Raw genomic sequence first — 13,859 nt, forward strand, 5'->3', positions numbered from 1 at the left:
CCTCTGGTTGTTGCAGGCTAAGCAGCGTTTTCGAGGTATCCGATCACGGCTCGCACCATCCGGTCTGCCGCCTCGCAGCCGTAGACGCCATCTTCATCACCCAACGCAAAACGAAGTGCCTCGAGCGCACTCTCTCTGGTCCTAGCGGGCTCGTTCCAATTGTCGAGGATGGCTTGCCACGGCTCATACGTCTCGACTGTTCCATACTCCTCGTCAGTGAGGCGGCCGAAGGCAATCAATCCGGCCCTGTACTCGGTGATCGCGCTCATCAGCGGATCGTAAGCGACCAAACCAATCGTTGCCGGAGTGGATGCGGCGACGACCGCACCGCGGATGAAGGTCCTGCGATTCATGCTGGCACCGCCTCTCCACCGGTCAGAACCGGCTTTGGAGTGGTGGGGACGGCGTAGGTGTTACCGGTGTCGCGCTCGCCGCGGGCAAGAAATGCCGCGACGACCGGGTTTTGGGCGAGAGAGGAGAGCTTGATCATGCTGCTCGCCCGATCTTGATCTCCTCGGGAACGCGTGAAACGAAGTATTCGAGCCCTTTTGCCGTGATGTACGACCGTGGCCGCGCCTTGTCGTCGACAATCTCGCTCTTGACCTCAAAAATTCCCGCCTGAATGTACTGAACCCGCGGCACGAGCGCAGTGCCTTGGTAGAACATGTACTTCTGTTTGAGCCACCGCACGAACAGGTTGGGACGGCAATTCATCGACCTTGCCGCGTTCTGAAGCGTGTACAGCCCGTCAGAGTTAATGTAGGCGTCATAGAAAGATGTCTTCGGCTTGTCAGCATCGATCTTGCTTTCGAGCGCGAGTACTTTTTCGACGTTGTCGAGAAGAAGCTTACGCAGCGATGAAGGGTCATTCAGCGCGGACGCTGGATTTGCGACCATTCCTTCCAGTTCGCGCAGCCGAGCAAGTACCTTACGGCGAAGCGGGGCGCTGTAGCCCAGGAGCAGAGTTTCAGTCAGTTCACGATCAAGCAGATACTCGGTCTGCTGGCGGTTCATGGTGTCGAGATAGATGTGCGCAAATTTGCTCACATCTTCCTCGAGGTCGGCCAGCATCTTCTCAATGTCACGCTTGACATCAGGGTGACGCTTTCCGGTGAGGTCGGCGATCTCGCGGCTAGACATTGTCAATGCGCCGGCCGCCGTGGTAATGATCACGTCAGTCATCTCGGTTCTCCTAAAACCGTGTTGATAGGGAGGCCGCCCTGCAAGGCGGCGTTCATTCGGAAAGGCGAAGCTGGTTTCCTAGGCCGGTGCTTCGCCTTTTTCCTTTTCTTGGCCTTCACGTATTAGTCGGATTATCTCGTCATTGAGTGACGTGAAGTTTTCCTTGGCTTTCGCCGCGAGCCAATCACGCAGTGGCGCCGGCAGGCGCAACGTGAGACTCGACCTTTTAACGTTTTCCATGTACTCCTTCTTTCTGACGTCTAATTGACGTCACCAACGTATCAGACGTCAAAGTGACGTCAAGCGCCAAAATGACGTCAAATGGAAAAAGATCAAGATATAGTCCGGACGAGCCTGCGCCTACCCAAGACGCTGTACGATCGTATCTTCGAGGCAGCAGAGTCTCGCGGCGTCACCATGCACGCGGAAATCCTCACGAGGCTCACTTTTGCGATGGATTTTGACGATAAAATCAACGAGGGACCTTCCGAGCTCGCAGAGGTGCTGACAAAAAAACTCGACACGCAAGAAGCTTTGATGCGAGAGACGCGAGAAGAAATCTCGATCATGAAAGCATGGCTTCGCACAGAGCGGGAAAAAAGGGAGGCATCCAGCGAAGTGCCCAGCCCCAAAAGCCCCGGGAAAGACAAGCGATAACCTCCTCTACCCGTTGAACACCCGCGCAAGCTGTCAGGACTAACGGTTGTCTGGCAACAGGCTGACATCCGACATTTCATCCGACAGGTGGGGAACGTCTATCAATAAGAACAATAGGTTAGTCAGGATCCACTGACCAAAAATTAGTGGCGGATGCTTTAATCTCAACAGTTTACGAGCGATCGGCCCCCAGACAGACTATCCACAGGGATTTTCCACATGAGCGCTATTGGTGAATTCGCATTTGACCAAAACCACGGCAGGAAGGCTCTTATCGATCACCTCAAGTCCAACGAATTGCATTATCCGGGCAATGTTGAGATCACCTACTACGGCACGTCCTACGCCAAAGTCGAAGCTTTCACCCCTGAAAATGCGCGGCATCTGACGGCCGCCAAAACCGGATGGCCACCAAAGGACGACAAATGACTTCCGTCAGCGAAGGCACCGACATCGAAACCGCCCTCGCCTCCTATATGGCCGAAGAGAACGCCGACCGCGAAGAGGCGCTGCGCCGCATCCTCCGCGACTGGTTGATCGGGCATGGGTATCTGCCGGTGACCGAGGGCGAGGTGCAAGGTGGCGGCGATCCGCTTGGGATTTAGACAATCGCACCGTACTACTTTTGGGCGAATGGACGCGAAAGGAGGTTGTGCCATCATCGCGAGGGGGCAAATCTCATGACAGACGCAAATCTTTTGGCAGACGAAGATTTTTGGAAAGGCGTCGCGGGAGTTACGGGTGTTGTGGCAGCCCTTCTAGGTGTTGCAATCGCCCTGATCGATCGCAGTAGCAAGAACCGTGTTGCGCAGCACGACGCGGAGAAGGCAGCGCTTGGAAGCCAACTCGCTGAAAAGGACGTCGAGATCGCCGAACTAAAAGCGGACATCAAAGCAGCCCAGCGCTTGAAGGAAATTGACGACAGGATCAACGAGTTGAAAAAACTGCAAGGGCTGGCAACGCCTCCTGCACTTGAAGAGTTCACTCAGATTTTGCTTCAGGAGAAGCCTTCCCAGTCACCGCCCGCGAGCAAACTTGATGGGGCCGCCATCAAGGACGATATTAGGAAGATCGACGAACTGCGGGCTGAATCGGTCCCAACCATCGAACCAGAACTTCGAAGCGCAATCGCGACGTCCGCTTTTTTCGGCAAGGACTATGAGTTCGCAGCTCAGCAGTTCGAACAGGTTGCGATTTCAGACACAGCAGATTGGCGCACCCATCTCGCCCACGGCGTGTCACTCGCGAACCAACGAAACGGGGACGCGACGAACCTCTCTGCAGCTCGAGCCTACGGCGAGGCAATCGCACTTGCTCCAAAAGACCTGTCGCCAGATACCAGATCGAAGTTGTTCGTCTATCGAGGCGCAATGTTTAAGCGCCTTGGGCGTTTGCGGGAGGCTGAAGCCGACCTCAGAATCGGTTTGGAGCTCGCTCATGATGCCCGCGCCAAACTGGATGCCCAGTACAACCTTTCGGGGGTCCTTGCTCAAATAGGCAAGGAAGAGCAAGCACTCGAACTCCTTCAAGAGGTCTGCAAAGATCCTGGCTACCGAGCAGCAGTCGCTTCGCACCAAGCGGATTACTACGCTCCTATTTCTAACAACTATCGGTTCCAAACTCTGCTGTTGGGGACGACAGGATAGGGCAGCCTAATCTGCTTCCCGTACCCTGATTGCCTCGCTTTCCTTCTCGATCTCGGAGCAGAACCGGACATCCATCGCCCGGAGAATGCCCACCTCCTCTCGAGTGACAATGTTGCCCGAGAGTTTGCACCAGGCCTGAAGTTCGAGGTTTGAGATGGGAACCGGCCCCGAGAACCCCGGCGGCTGTGACTGCCGGAGTTCCCAGAACCAATCCCAGATGAAGGCGCCGTGCTCAGGCACGTCCGGATCGGGGCTGTCGGTCTCGAAAGCCTCGTTGCGATCTCGCCGGGTCTCGCCGTCCTTGTCCCGGACACTGTCATACCGGGCAATGACGGCAACTGCCTCGGCTAGGGCTTCGCCGAGCTCTTCGTAAAATTTGCGCGGTCCTCCGCGGCAGAAGCAACCTGGTCATAGATCCAGCCGGCCTCTTCCAGGACCTCACGGGCCTTCTCGAAGTTGCATTCGGGTTTCTCGCCCTTCCAGTCGTGATCACCCCAATCCCATGAGGCGATGGCAGCGGCCGCCCGGTCCAGGTACTCGGCCTCGACCTTAGAGGCGGTCAGCTTCTTCTTCCGACTGGCGAGGAACTTGTCGCTGTGCTGGCGCGCGATCCGCTTCACCGCATCGCTTTCGGTCGAGCGGATCATGAAGCGGATGCCGATCGGCTCATCGGTGTCCGGGCCGGTGAGCTTGAGTTCGTAGAGCTGCTCGGAATTGACGAGCTTCGAAATGTCCATGTTTCACCTTTGCTTACGGGATGGTGGTCGGGTTCACGCGGATCGGCAATTGGTTGAGGCCGATCGTGAAGCGTTCGAGCTCGAAATCGTCGGAGCCGCCGCCCGGGTAGAGCGGGCCCGAGACGACGCCACGGCTGTAGAAGATCGTGTTGGTTTTGCCGGCGCCGCCGTCGTTGCGCTCGATCTTGATCGCCATGTTGTCGAGGTTGAGCGGGTCGCCGAAAGTGCGTAGGATCATCTGGCCGGCATCGTCGAAGACGGATGCGACCTCGATCTGAGGGTCGCCGGCGTTCGCCGTGCCCTTCTGCTTCTGGGTCACCGGCTCGTCGAGCGTGTTGTAGCTATTCATCGTGCTGTCGGCGCCGAAATCGCCGACGTTTCCGACCTTCCCGACCTGCACCCAGGTCAACGCCACATAGGCGGACTGGATGAGATCGGTATTCTGGGCGAGCGCGCAAACATAGACTTTGCTGCCCTTCTTCGTTGCCTTGTTTGCCATGTCAGTTCTCCGGTTCGAAGGCGTGGTAGGGAATGGTGACCGGGATCTGCACCCGCTCACTCTCTTGGAGCGGTCCTGCCGCCCATGGCTCGCTGCTGATCGTGATCCTCACGCCAGAGGCGAAGAGTGTCTGGTCCTTGAAGTGGTCGATGATCTGGTCGACGACTTCGAGCGCACCGATGATGCCTTGCCCGACCGGCCAGACGACCGAGACTTGAAGCAGCCCCCGCTTCTGCTGCGGGTCGTCGCCCATGGTGATCTGCCGCGTGCGGTTCGGCATGAAGGACAGACGCAGGTACTTCGCCGGCAGTTGCTGACCGGCGGCCGGAAACACGACGTTCGGCCCGGCGATCGGCAACACCTGAGGCATTGCGCGCAGCCGATCGGCCAGCGCCGTGAAGATGATTGCGTCGGTACCGGTCGCCATGTATCGATTGCCTATGTCCGAAAAGCCGCCTCTCAGCGACGATGAAGTCTATGGGCGCATCTACGCCGCCCTACTGGCATTGGGACGCGGCGACGGCGCGACGGTTCGTGGCGACACCAGTTTGAAAGCGGCGCGCAAAGCACTGACCGTGCTTCAACTTGGTTTGCTGGTTTCCATGGATAAGGGAACGGAGACGAACTCCGCGATCAAAGTCCCAGGCGAGCCTTCAGTTCTGCCGCCTTGCGATCAACAATAATCGGCCAGTTCTGAGCGGCCATCCGCACGAAACCATCGGCGGGCTGACCGCTTGCGCCATACTCTCGGTGTCCGGCATATGAGGCCGTGTAACCGAAATAGAGCGTGTCTCCGATATCGGCGCCGGCAATGACGGCCTCGATCTGCGCGAAATCCGCGGAGTACCCCGTACCCGCAACCGGGTTCGCAGAGGCTACAATCGCCGGCATCGATGTCGAAGATGCAAGCAGCGACGCCCGCAGAAAGCCGGTATCGACCCGCATCCGCCCGCCCTGCCCGACTGGCGTCTGCATCTCCTCGACGACCTCTTGCACGCTTTCCTTGAAGACTGCGTCAACCGCGCCCTCGACCTTGTCGGCCCATTGAGCGACTGCAGCGCTGAACGAGAGCGTCGTCATCAGACCGCTTCGGCTCGGAAGCGTCGCGCCACCGCGCCGATGTAATCGACCTTGTATTCAAGCCGGCAGCGGCAGCCCGAAATTTCGCTGATTGGCGCGCGCGGGTCGCCCGGATAGCGAAGGATCGAGCCTGAAGGGCTCTGGAACGTCTCGTCGAGGCCGACAGTTTTTCCATTCAAATGGCGGTGCGAGTGGCGAACGCGATTGTCCCCGGCCGAACGCCAGGTTTTGATGACGTCCTGCGCCTGAACCTTCCCGCCTTCGATCTGTTGGCGGATCGCTTCGTCGCGAGCCGAGCCGAGCGCCATCATGGTTTCGGTACGCGCCAGCATCTCGCCGCGGAGAACCAGGTTCTTGTCGCGGAGCCGACCGATGATCTTTCCCAGCGCGTCGCCCGTGATCGGCCTCCCGTCCCGGATGGCTGCTGCGATGGCGCGATCGAACCGCTTGTCGCGGGTTTTGAGCTCGAAGTACTCGCTCATGAGCTTCGGGTCACCCGATGCCAGATTGACGCGAGCACGCTCAATAAACGCGATCTGGTGGCGAGTGAGGCCGATGACGCCACCCTCGCGCTGCTTGGTCACCCGGTTGACGCGGCCGACAACGTCGAGCGCTGTCGCGCGCGGGTTCGCGCCTCGGGCCAGTCCGGCTTCCAGCGCATGGCAGATGCCCTGCCTCTGATCGTCGGTGATGTGCGTGACCATCGTCGACGACAGTTCACGCAAGATGGCTTCTGCGGCCGGGTTTCGAACGCCGAAGCGCCAGATGACGCGGTTGCCCTGTGGGTCTGTCACCTTTGGCAGTTCTGCGACGGCATTCGTGCCGCCGGCATTGAAGGCTTCCTGGAGGGCGATTTCGAGAGCTGAGAAAGCCTCCGGTTCGATCTGCATGGCGTCGACCGCACCATTGATGTCACCGCGCTCAAGCCGCTCGATGACACGAGCCAGAACGATGGACGAGCGGATCTCGTCGATCGCATCGCGGAACGCAGTGGCCAGCTTCGGCTCGAACGTGGCGAGCAGTTCGTCAAATGTCATTTTTCGCCCTGCGTACAAGCAACCAACCTAGCGTGGCGCTAAGATGGGCCCGCCGAAGCGGGCCCCAATTGACTAGCCACCTTTTTTGCCGGTGACCGTCCAGTCGCACTTTGTGACCGCTCTTTTGCCTGTATCCATCAGGACGACATCGGCGTTTTCGGGCTTGTCGGAATAATCAAGCGCGGCCACGAATCTCCACTCTTTGTATTGACCGCAGTCCGGGAGACGGAACGTGAAGCTTCCGTTTCCCGGCACAGGGCGAATTGAAGAGCTCTTCCTTTCGCCCGATGACGTGTAGCCAAGCAGTACACAACCCCTATGCTCTTCACCGGTTTGGTTATGAAATGTCAGCACCAGATCTTCGGCATATGCCTGCCTGGCGCCAAAACCCGTAATCAAAGCAAGAAATGAAAATGCGACGTATTTTATCATTTCCAAGCCTCCGCTTAAAGTTGCGAGTAGATCAAATCACACCCTCCTAAAAAAGCGAATCATTTTCGAAGAATGACGTCGGCTAAGCCGGTCTTCCTTGGACGATAAACACGACGTTGGTCACGCCGTCGTAACGGTTCGGGTCACCCGCCACGATGGCGTAGTCAGTACCGTTGGCGGTGACGACGTCGCCGACGGTCGGCTCGATCGCTAGCCCAACGGCGCTGATGTAGATCTGCATATCGCCGCTGCGGATGGTCGTGCCGTCGATGTAGCGGGCCTCGTAGGCCATCGGGACGAGTGTGGCGGGGTATGAGGTGACGACAGGGTCGCCACCGAGGACAGGATCGGGCGGCGTCACGCAGGTGACCAAGCCGGCTTGGCCGAACTTGGATATGAGGCGCTGCGCCGTGACCTGAAGACCTCTGTATGTACGGTTTTCCATGCCAGCCTCTTTGATCGTTCTCGCAATACCTGTCATCTGTCCAAGATGCCGTTAGGCGAAACCCTATCCAATTGCTGTCCTTGAATAATCGAACGATTTTCCAAGATGTTAAAAAGCGGCACGGCCCCTCGGCGAACTCGGCCCTTCGCCTTTTGAGATACGATCGTAACTTCCATTGGCTTCTGCTCGGGCGGAGGCGGTGTAAATGCGAAATCAACAGTTTTCACCGCGACCCGGCTGCCCACCGCCCCACCAGCAGCAGTCCACTTTCCGTTCTCAAATTCAGAACCAACGCCTGCCGCCGTAGTAACTTGCACGCGAACCGAGTAGCTAAAGTTGTTCATAGGTGTGTCGTCATTCGACATTTGAGACACCCACTCTTTCAGCCTGAAATCACTCGGATCAACCTTTATGTTGGTGTAACTCGCAGATTTTTCGCAAGACTTTCGATCACTATCGAGATTAAAGCTGTACTCTACTTTTCCGTTTCTATACGACTCCCGCGCCACATCTAGATTGGCCGAGTAAAGTAGCTTATCCACCCCGACTGGGGCCAGCCATGTTATTGGATTTACCCCTACTCCGGCATTATCAGTCGTGTATTGTGTTATAATGTAAGTCGCCGTCCAGTGCTCAAATTTCGACGCCGCCGCCTTGTTGTTTGCGAACGTCGTTTGTATTTCACACTGAATAATACCTGATAATTTAGCTATACTTTCCGGTTCGCTTTCTGGCAATGTGGGTAGTGTATTACACCCAGACAAAACAATCGCCGACAAGCACCCCAATGAGTTCCTCATTGCCCCCTCCCGCGTTCGAAGGGTCAAATATTAACTGTACGTTTACATTTGTCGAGATCACACGCAATTTATTGATGTGCGGCAAAAATCACTCTATCGTCAGACGACTGCGATGGCCGGCGAACTTGCCATGACGAATGGCCACAGTATCCCCTCGACCACGGTGACAACCGGTGTTGTGAGCGCGACTGCATAGTCGATGTCGCCAGAGGGAGATGTCGCGTATTCGACCTCGATCTGTCCGACCTTCTCACGCTTCACGGTCGATGTGCCGGTGACGACGGGCGACAGGCTGCCCGGGTTCGTCAGTTCAAGGAATGCCGCCTCGTATGAAGCGTTGATGATTGCGACCGGGACCTCTGCCGACGGGATCGCCTCGCCGTAATAGGTCTGCGCCCCAGTGCGCGGCCATGCCCGCTCTTGAGCGTATCCGCCGATGCGACGGCCACTGAACCGAGGTTCGTACCGATCGATCACCAGAGAGCCGCGCTGGCGCGCTGCGGTTTTCTGGGCATCGGTCGTACCGTCGGGGAAGACATAGCCGGCCGCCGTAGCGTACGCCGTGAAGCCGTCGTTATCGCCGTATCCAGCCATGTCGTTCTCCGATGGGTAGAAGCAGGCGCTTATGCGCCGGGCTTGGTTGCGAGGTCTTCGAGCGCCGCGATGATCTCGTCCTTCTTCGCCGGCGTCTTGTCGCCGAGAAGCTTGGAGGCCGCGGACTTGAACGACATGAACTGCACGTTCGGGTCGGCCGCCATTGCGAGGACGTCGGTCACTGACTTCGAACCGCCGCCTTCGTCCGCATCCTCGTCACCATCAAGGGTCAGATGGCCGGCATCCACCCAGGCTTTGACCACGGGATGATCCTTGACCGTCTTCCAGTCTGATGCTTCGACCTCGAGCGAGCCGCCTCCGGCAATGACCGGACCGCCCGGAATGCCGAAGCCGCCCGGGCGCGTATTCTGAATAGTAAGCTTGGACATAGCGAATACTCCTCAGATGCCGTCGAGGTAGCGCATCGCGCCCGGACGACGAACTTCGACACCGCCGAGACGGAAGATGCCCGGCACTTCGAACTTCAGCAGACGCTGTTCGGCCTGCAGCCAGCGAAGCGGCATCGGCACGTGCATCTTCACGACGTCGGGCGAGCGGCGGTAAGCCACCATGCGGTGAGTGCTGCCGGCACCCGCGGTCTCCAGACCGAACACCGCCCGAATGGTCAGCGGACGACCGGTGCGAATGGTGTAGATGTTCGCCCGCTGGATATGCTCCAGGATCGTCGTGGTCATCGTCGCGTCGAGACGCTTCGTGGCGATGAGTGCATAACGATCCTGGTCGAGCAGAATGGTGTCTGCCTGCTCGATGCCGTTCGAGGCGGTGAAGATGACGCCAAGGACACTGTTGACGTCGGCAAGGATCTCGTCGGCCGTCTTGGTGGTCCAGGTCGCGGTACCGCCCGCCCCGTTCGCCGCGGTGATGGCCGTGACGGACGTGGTGTTGAGCAGCCCAGTCATGCCGAGCTTGGCGCGGCCAAGGAAAGCGACGTTGTCGACATACTGCTCGTACTTGCGGCGGGCAGCGTCGGCGCGGTCGTTCTGCAGGCGGATGCCGTATGCCTGGGCATGGGCAAGCTCCTGCAGATTGTACCGGTAGCCGATCGCCGCCATCCAGACACGGCTATTGCCGCTGTCGAGCTTGAAGTCGACGAACGGGATGTCATCGCCATCCGCCGCGAACTCGCGAGCCTGGCCGACGTCATCACCCATCGAGAAGAAGTCGATGGCGGTGGTCCAGTCCGGCGCCGAGTTGTCGACCGGCACGAGCTCGCGATACTGGAAGTCGGGATACTGGCGAGCGTAGATGCCTGGCTCGATGTAATTCTGAGCCGTGCGAAGGAAGTTCAGCGCCAGCGCGGGCGCGTCAGTGGTGAACATGTGCGTTCTCCTTACTTGGTGACGCCCAGGCGCAGGCGCGCGAGCTGGTTGGTGCCGCTCGTGACGCTTGCCCATTCGGCATTTTCGATGAGTTGGTTTGCCGCCGAGTTCGACACGTTTGTGAACGTGCCGGTCGGCGTCATGTAGACCGCATCGCCGTGGGCGACGGCCACAACCGCGATGACCCAGATGGAACCGTTCTTGCGAACGCTGAGCTGGTCGTACGGCTTGAACACTTCGCCATTCGCGGCCGGCACGGTCCGGTCTGCGATCGCGACGCCGGCGAACTTGCCGAGCGCCGTCGGCAGCCTCACCGTGTCTTCGACGGTGCCAAAGATGACACCGCGACCGAACGGAATGTCACCGGAGCCCGCCTCGACGATGGCTGAAACATTCCAGCCAGGTTCAGTGGTGGCGATCATGCCGGCATAGCCCGCCGGCGTGTCGCGAGAATAGGATACTGTCGGGAAGGCCATTATGCGTTCTCCTTCTGATTGCCCAGCCAGGCGTTACGATCGCGGGCAAGCATTGCTTCGTAGGCCTTGTTGGAGTCGGTGAGGTCCGCGTCGGAGGTAAGCCCCTGCTTGACGACGGTGCGGAACGGATCGGCGCCGCCCTTGGCCGCGTCCTCGACGAGCGTATCGAAGCGGGCATCGATGTAGGCTTCCGACTTGTCGGCGACGGCGGCATCGCCAATCCTGGCGACGACGACAGCCTTGCGGATGGCAGCATCGGAAAGGCCTTCGGTCTTGACGTCCTTCGCCAGGACATTGGCCTTCGCGATGAGATCGGCGCGGCCCGCGACGCGCTTGTCGAGGTCGGCGTCGGAAAGCACCTTGGCCTTCGTGGCATCGATCTCGGCATCCTTCTTCGCCAGTTCGGCATCCTTGGCGGCCAGAGCCGTCTGATGTGCCGTTTCGGTGGCGGTAAGCTTGGAAATGGCGTCGGCAAGGCGCTGCTGCAGCGTGCCGATCACCGTGGCACCCTGATCGGTTACTTCAACCGGGATGCCATCGACGGTAACCGTCTTCAGGGTCATGATCTTTTCCTCTTGCGGTTTCTGATCACTGGTGAACGGGGCAGCGCCCCACTGTCCCACACCGTCGCCGATGCGAGCTTGTGATCCGGCGCGGCCACGCTCGACGATGGCGACGTGGTTGATCCGGATATCTTTCTGGATGGCGTCGTAGGCCTCGCCCTCGGGCGTTGTGCCTGACTCCCATGCGAGATCGCAGGTGTAGCCGGCGGAAAGCTCGCGCTTGCCCTCGTCGATCGCCTTGATCGCCGCTGCATCCATGACGACGAGCGGGATGCGGACGAACTCACCGTCGCGGGCGACCTCGTCGCCGATCTGGCCAACCGATACGGCCTTCCACGTGTCGGCGGTCACCGCTTGCGTCGGATGATCGTTCGTCACCGGCTTGTGCGCGTAGCTTCCGAGGCTGGCCTTGTCGAAAACCTGCTCTGCCGATCGGTAGACCTTCACCGACTGCATTTCCGGCTTCCCGACCTCACGGCCGGCATAAAGCTGGATGCCAGTGCGGGCGGTCTTAACGTCCGCGACAAGGTAGCCGTCGGCGGTCCGTCGCGTGCCCGCGAAGGTTGCGGCATCGATAAACTGCATGTAAAGCCCTCTGCGTTGTCGGCTGCGACGCCGTTTGAAAGCTTGGAAACTATGGAAACCGTCGGATTTCGCTTGGACGACCGTCTAGAAAGAGAGCTTCGGCTGCTCTTGGGCAGCACGGGGCCGAATGGATACAACGAGAAACACCGAGTAGATTTGATTGACGGTAAGCTGACCGTAGAAGTTCGCTCAAACGAGCATCCTCCGCCTCACTTCCATGTGAGGTACAACGGTGAAGATGCCAGCTTCTGTATTTTAACCGGCAGAAGGCTTCCAAAAGCTCGCGGTCTGGAGCGGCATGAGAAAATGATCCAGTTATGGTGGAGCAAGCACAAGCGCACGATCGCCATTTATTGGAATGAGTCGCGGCCTGCGGGGTGCAAAGTTGGGACAGTGCCTATCCCCGATGAACCGTGATCAGAGGAGCTTCTGAGCTTCCAGCGCTGCACGCTCTTCGGCCTCGTGCGGCTCTTGCTCGGATAGTTCCCCATATTCGTCTATTGCGGAATCGAGCCCCGGCAACGAACCGTCCTCGACCAGGACGTTCACCAATGCATCGGACACAGCTTCGCGAGGAATAATTTCCTGCCCCGGTGAAGTGCCCACCAATTGGCGAGCGGCGTCAGCCTTTGTCTTGAAGACGTCTGCCTTTTCTTTCTCCGACATGCCCCACAGCGGCGCCCACTCGTAGTAGATATCCGGGTCACGCGATCCAAGGGCGCTGCGAATGATGCACTCGTCGAGGCGCGCCATGGCCGGCGTCATCTCAACCGACTGCATGGCTTGCAGGCGATCGTAGTAGTTGCGCAGGTCGCTTTCGCCCGTGGCATTCATCCCTGCCGGGGACTGGCCGAGGAGACGCGTTGCCGGAATGTCGGCAGCACCCGAAACGATCTGCAGAAACGACATCAGGACGTCGGGCAGCGTGGCGAAATTCGCCTGCTTCTGTTCGAACTCCTCTTCCTTGTCGAGAAGGAGGTCGCCGTTGATGCCCTTGGCCGTGGCCGCGAGCGTGTAGCGCTCCATGATCTTGGCGCGATACTCGGCGTTGCCGAGGTTCTGCATGAAATCCGGAATGCGGATCACGTTTACCTTGGCCTCGAAGACGAGGCTGGCAATGTTCGCCGCGGTACCGTCGGCCTGCTTGATCGCCTCGACGACGGAGAGAAGCACGCTGTCGCCCCAGCCCTGAGATGTGGTGAAAAACTCCTCGTCCGGCTGGGCGGCGCCATTGAAGATGACCACGCGAGACGGATGAATTTCAAGCTGCTGGCCGCCTGCCGAACTCACCTGATAGAGCTTGGGCTTGCCGTACCATTCCGACGCCGGGTCTCGCTCGATCTCGCCAGCGGTGAGATTGCGCTTTGACATGACCGTGAGGTACTTCAATCCACCCTTGCCAACGCGCTCGACGTCGAGAGACGTACTGAGTTCCAGATCGCCGGTACCTATGACGATGGCGGCGCCACCCCAAAGCCGAGCCTTGACCTTGGCGTCGAGGATCTTGCCCTTGACGTTGAGGCGCGTCTCTTCCTTTTCGATAGCCTCGATCTGGGCTTTCTTCGCCTGCCAATCACGCCAGGCGCGAACGCTGTCGAATGCCGGGATATCGACGATCTTCCGCGGCAGCCACGCGCCACGATAGGCGTTGAGCAACTCCTCGTCCGAAAGCATCGGCATCGAGTAGAAGGTCGCCGACGCCTTATCCCGACTGGTGCCAAGGTTGGCGACCATGTTCGTCAGGCTGTCGCGGACGAAAGCGATGATGTTGTTTCCCATGTCCGCC

The 13,859-nt window shown here is 59.0% G+C and carries 25 protein-coding genes; 6 read left to right on the forward strand and 19 right to left on the reverse strand.

The features are described from left to right. Window positions 1-17: 17 nt before the first annotated feature. From ACIQUG_RS08190 to ACIQUG_RS08205, 4 genes are all read right to left on the reverse strand, one after another. On the reverse strand, window positions 18-353 hold the full coding sequence (locus ACIQUG_RS08190; RefSeq protein WP_402319510.1) for a hypothetical protein: 336 nt from the start codon (window positions 351-353) through the stop codon (window positions 18-20). Then, the gene (locus ACIQUG_RS08195) at window positions 350-490 is read right to left on the reverse strand and encodes a hypothetical protein (RefSeq protein WP_402319512.1); all 141 of its coding nucleotides are present in this window, start codon (window positions 488-490) and stop codon (window positions 350-352) included. The genes ACIQUG_RS08190 and ACIQUG_RS08195 overlap by 4 nt, the downstream gene beginning before the upstream one ends. Continuing rightward, window positions 487-1,182: a phage antirepressor KilAC domain-containing protein gene (locus ACIQUG_RS08200; protein WP_402319514.1), complete on the reverse strand. Its 696-nt coding sequence runs from the start codon at window positions 1,180-1,182 to the stop codon at window positions 487-489. The genes ACIQUG_RS08195 and ACIQUG_RS08200 overlap by 4 nt, the downstream gene beginning before the upstream one ends. A 78-nt stretch (window positions 1,183-1,260) precedes the next feature. Further along, entirely contained in the window at window positions 1,261-1,422 is a 162-nt protein-coding gene (locus tag ACIQUG_RS08205; protein WP_402319517.1) for an Arc family DNA-binding protein, read from the reverse strand. Window positions 1,423-1,503: 81 nt separating this feature from the next. On the opposite strand from ACIQUG_RS08205, the gene ACIQUG_RS08210 reads away from it, so the two are divergent. The 4 genes from ACIQUG_RS08210 to ACIQUG_RS08225 all read left to right on the forward strand — a co-directional run bounded on the left by ACIQUG_RS08210 (window position 1,504) and on the right by ACIQUG_RS08225 (window position 3,485). Continuing rightward, entirely contained in the window at window positions 1,504-1,839 is a 336-nt protein-coding gene (locus tag ACIQUG_RS08210) for a hypothetical protein (RefSeq protein ID WP_402319520.1), read from the forward strand. 219 nt (window positions 1,840-2,058) lie between these two features. Next, the gene (locus ACIQUG_RS08215; protein ID WP_402319524.1) at window positions 2,059-2,268 is read left to right on the forward strand and encodes a hypothetical protein; all 210 of its coding nucleotides are present in this window, start codon (window positions 2,059-2,061) and stop codon (window positions 2,266-2,268) included. Further along, entirely contained in the window at window positions 2,265-2,444 is a 180-nt protein-coding gene (locus ACIQUG_RS08220) for a hypothetical protein (RefSeq protein ID WP_402319527.1), read from the forward strand. Before ACIQUG_RS08215 ends, ACIQUG_RS08220 begins: the two co-directional genes overlap by 4 nt. A 75-nt stretch (window positions 2,445-2,519) precedes the next feature. Then, window positions 2,520-3,485 (forward strand): hypothetical protein, encoded by a 966-nt coding sequence (locus ACIQUG_RS08225; protein ID WP_402319530.1) that lies wholly within the window; start codon window positions 2,520-2,522, stop codon window positions 3,483-3,485. A gap of 6 nt (window positions 3,486-3,491) precedes the next feature. Here the strand turns inward: ACIQUG_RS08225 and ACIQUG_RS08230 are convergent, their stop codons facing one another. Continuing rightward, window positions 3,492-3,725, reverse strand: a complete 234-nt coding sequence (locus ACIQUG_RS08230; RefSeq protein ID WP_402319533.1) for a hypothetical protein — start codon at window positions 3,723-3,725, stop codon at window positions 3,492-3,494. Between ACIQUG_RS08230 and ACIQUG_RS08235 the strand changes: the two genes are divergently transcribed. Continuing rightward, window positions 3,714-3,836 carry a hypothetical protein gene (locus ACIQUG_RS08235; protein ID WP_402320685.1) on the forward strand — a complete coding sequence of 41 codons (123 nt, stop codon included), beginning with the start codon at window positions 3,714-3,716 and terminating at the stop codon, window positions 3,834-3,836. The genes ACIQUG_RS08230 and ACIQUG_RS08235 overlap by 12 nt on opposite strands. On the opposite strand, the gene ACIQUG_RS08240 is transcribed toward ACIQUG_RS08235, so the two are convergent. From ACIQUG_RS08240 to ACIQUG_RS08300, 13 genes are all read right to left on the reverse strand, one after another. Further along, on the reverse strand, window positions 3,833-4,222 hold the full coding sequence (locus tag ACIQUG_RS08240; protein ID WP_090429185.1) for a hypothetical protein: 390 nt from the start codon (window positions 4,220-4,222) through the stop codon (window positions 3,833-3,835). The two genes, ACIQUG_RS08235 and ACIQUG_RS08240, sit on opposite strands and share 4 nt — an antisense overlap. A 13-nt stretch (window positions 4,223-4,235) precedes the next feature. After that, window positions 4,236-4,721 (reverse strand): hypothetical protein, encoded by a 486-nt coding sequence (locus ACIQUG_RS08245; protein ID WP_402319536.1) that lies wholly within the window; start codon window positions 4,719-4,721, stop codon window positions 4,236-4,238. A 1-nt stretch (window position 4,722) separates the two neighbouring features. Then, complete coding sequence (locus tag ACIQUG_RS08250; RefSeq protein ID WP_402319538.1) at window positions 4,723-5,148, reverse strand: phage tail terminator-like protein; 426 nt, start codon at window positions 5,146-5,148, stop codon at window positions 4,723-4,725. Between the two features lie 206 nt (window positions 5,149-5,354). After that, window positions 5,355-5,801, reverse strand: a complete 447-nt coding sequence (locus ACIQUG_RS08255; protein ID WP_402319541.1) for an HK97 gp10 family phage protein — start codon at window positions 5,799-5,801, stop codon at window positions 5,355-5,357. Continuing rightward, window positions 5,801-6,838, reverse strand: coding sequence for a phage minor head protein (locus ACIQUG_RS08260; RefSeq protein WP_402319543.1), 1,038 nt, complete (start codon window positions 6,836-6,838; stop codon window positions 5,801-5,803). Before ACIQUG_RS08260 ends, ACIQUG_RS08255 begins: the two co-directional genes overlap by 1 nt. A 72-nt stretch (window positions 6,839-6,910) precedes the next feature. Further along, a complete protein-coding gene (locus tag ACIQUG_RS08265; RefSeq protein WP_402319546.1) occupies window positions 6,911-7,270 on the reverse strand; it encodes a hypothetical protein in 360 nt (119 codons plus the stop codon). Between the two features lie 82 nt (window positions 7,271-7,352). Further along, window positions 7,353-7,715, reverse strand: coding sequence for a hypothetical protein (locus ACIQUG_RS08270; RefSeq protein ID WP_402319549.1), 363 nt, complete (start codon window positions 7,713-7,715; stop codon window positions 7,353-7,355). Window positions 7,716-7,747: 32 nt separating this feature from the next. After that, window positions 7,748-8,494, reverse strand: a complete 747-nt coding sequence (locus ACIQUG_RS08275) for a hypothetical protein (protein WP_402319552.1) — start codon at window positions 8,492-8,494, stop codon at window positions 7,748-7,750. A gap of 120 nt (window positions 8,495-8,614) precedes the next feature. Next, a complete protein-coding gene (locus ACIQUG_RS08280; RefSeq protein ID WP_402319554.1) occupies window positions 8,615-9,109 on the reverse strand; it encodes a DnaT-like ssDNA-binding protein in 495 nt (164 codons plus the stop codon). A gap of 29 nt (window positions 9,110-9,138) precedes the next feature. Continuing rightward, window positions 9,139-9,498, reverse strand: a complete 360-nt coding sequence (locus ACIQUG_RS08285) for a hypothetical protein (RefSeq protein ID WP_402319557.1) — start codon at window positions 9,496-9,498, stop codon at window positions 9,139-9,141. A 12-nt stretch (window positions 9,499-9,510) separates the two neighbouring features. Further along, a complete protein-coding gene (locus ACIQUG_RS08290; protein WP_113736489.1) occupies window positions 9,511-10,449 on the reverse strand; it encodes a DUF2184 domain-containing protein in 939 nt (312 codons plus the stop codon). Window positions 10,450-10,460: 11 nt separating this feature from the next. Beyond that, window positions 10,461-10,925, reverse strand: coding sequence for a hypothetical protein (locus tag ACIQUG_RS08295; RefSeq protein WP_402319560.1), 465 nt, complete (start codon window positions 10,923-10,925; stop codon window positions 10,461-10,463). Beyond that, complete coding sequence (locus ACIQUG_RS08300) at window positions 10,925-12,073, reverse strand: DUF2213 domain-containing protein (RefSeq protein WP_402319563.1); 1,149 nt, start codon at window positions 12,071-12,073, stop codon at window positions 10,925-10,927. The genes ACIQUG_RS08295 and ACIQUG_RS08300 overlap by 1 nt, the downstream gene beginning before the upstream one ends. Window positions 12,074-12,124: 51 nt before the next feature. Between ACIQUG_RS08300 and ACIQUG_RS08305 the strand changes: the two genes are divergently transcribed. Continuing rightward, the gene (locus tag ACIQUG_RS08305; RefSeq protein WP_402319566.1) at window positions 12,125-12,490 is read left to right on the forward strand and encodes a DUF4160 domain-containing protein; all 366 of its coding nucleotides are present in this window, start codon (window positions 12,125-12,127) and stop codon (window positions 12,488-12,490) included. Here ACIQUG_RS08305 and ACIQUG_RS08310 read toward each other — a convergent pair whose 3' ends face one another. Further along, entirely contained in the window at window positions 12,491-13,852 is a 1,362-nt protein-coding gene (locus ACIQUG_RS08310) for a DUF1073 domain-containing protein (protein WP_402319569.1), read from the reverse strand. Between the last annotated feature and the right edge of the window lie 7 nt (window positions 13,853-13,859).

This window comes from Ensifer sp. NPDC090286, assembly GCF_044769565.1.
In the GTDB taxonomy this organism is placed as follows: domain Bacteria; phylum Pseudomonadota; class Alphaproteobacteria; order Rhizobiales; family Rhizobiaceae; genus Ensifer.

Excerpts from the sequence above, each read along its gene's own strand:
- ACIQUG_RS08190 (WP_402319510.1), bottom strand. The coding sequence starts at position 353 with ATGAATCGCAGGACCTTCATCCGCGGTGCGGTCGTCGCCGCATCCACT.
- ACIQUG_RS08195 (WP_402319512.1), bottom strand. The coding sequence starts at position 490 with ATGATCAAGCTCTCCTCTCTCGCCCAAAACCCGGTCGTCGCGGCATTT.
- ACIQUG_RS08200 (WP_402319514.1), bottom strand. The coding sequence starts at position 1,182 with ATGACTGACGTGATCATTACCACGGCGGCCGGCGCATTGACAATGTCT.
- ACIQUG_RS08205 (WP_402319517.1), bottom strand. The coding sequence starts at position 1,422 with ATGGAAAACGTTAAAAGGTCGAGTCTCACGTTGCGCCTGCCGGCGCCA.
- ACIQUG_RS08210 (WP_402319520.1), top strand. The coding sequence starts at position 1,504 with ATGGAAAAAGATCAAGATATAGTCCGGACGAGCCTGCGCCTACCCAAG.
- ACIQUG_RS08215 (WP_402319524.1), top strand. The coding sequence starts at position 2,059 with ATGAGCGCTATTGGTGAATTCGCATTTGACCAAAACCACGGCAGGAAG.
- ACIQUG_RS08220 (WP_402319527.1), top strand. The coding sequence starts at position 2,265 with ATGACTTCCGTCAGCGAAGGCACCGACATCGAAACCGCCCTCGCCTCC.
- ACIQUG_RS08225 (WP_402319530.1), top strand. The coding sequence starts at position 2,520 with ATGACAGACGCAAATCTTTTGGCAGACGAAGATTTTTGGAAAGGCGTC.
- ACIQUG_RS08240 (WP_090429185.1), bottom strand. The coding sequence starts at position 4,222 with ATGGACATTTCGAAGCTCGTCAATTCCGAGCAGCTCTACGAACTCAAG.
- ACIQUG_RS08245 (WP_402319536.1), bottom strand. The coding sequence starts at position 4,721 with ATGGCAAACAAGGCAACGAAGAAGGGCAGCAAAGTCTATGTTTGCGCG.
- ACIQUG_RS08250 (WP_402319538.1), bottom strand. The coding sequence starts at position 5,148 with ATGGCGACCGGTACCGACGCAATCATCTTCACGGCGCTGGCCGATCGG.
- ACIQUG_RS08255 (WP_402319541.1), bottom strand. The coding sequence starts at position 5,801 with ATGACGACGCTCTCGTTCAGCGCTGCAGTCGCTCAATGGGCCGACAAG.
- ACIQUG_RS08260 (WP_402319543.1), bottom strand. The coding sequence starts at position 6,838 with ATGACATTTGACGAACTGCTCGCCACGTTCGAGCCGAAGCTGGCCACT.
- ACIQUG_RS08265 (WP_402319546.1), bottom strand. The coding sequence starts at position 7,270 with ATGATAAAATACGTCGCATTTTCATTTCTTGCTTTGATTACGGGTTTT.
- ACIQUG_RS08270 (WP_402319549.1), bottom strand. The coding sequence starts at position 7,715 with ATGGAAAACCGTACATACAGAGGTCTTCAGGTCACGGCGCAGCGCCTC.
- ACIQUG_RS08280 (WP_402319554.1), bottom strand. The coding sequence starts at position 9,109 with ATGGCTGGATACGGCGATAACGACGGCTTCACGGCGTACGCTACGGCG.
- ACIQUG_RS08285 (WP_402319557.1), bottom strand. The coding sequence starts at position 9,498 with ATGTCCAAGCTTACTATTCAGAATACGCGCCCGGGCGGCTTCGGCATT.
- ACIQUG_RS08290 (WP_113736489.1), bottom strand. The coding sequence starts at position 10,449 with ATGTTCACCACTGACGCGCCCGCGCTGGCGCTGAACTTCCTTCGCACG.
- ACIQUG_RS08295 (WP_402319560.1), bottom strand. The coding sequence starts at position 10,925 with ATGGCCTTCCCGACAGTATCCTATTCTCGCGACACGCCGGCGGGCTAT.
- ACIQUG_RS08300 (WP_402319563.1), bottom strand. The coding sequence starts at position 12,073 with ATGCAGTTTATCGATGCCGCAACCTTCGCGGGCACGCGACGGACCGCC.
- ACIQUG_RS08305 (WP_402319566.1), top strand. The coding sequence starts at position 12,125 with ATGGAAACCGTCGGATTTCGCTTGGACGACCGTCTAGAAAGAGAGCTT.
- ACIQUG_RS08310 (WP_402319569.1), bottom strand. The coding sequence starts at position 13,852 with ATGGGAAACAACATCATCGCTTTCGTCCGCGACAGCCTGACGAACATG.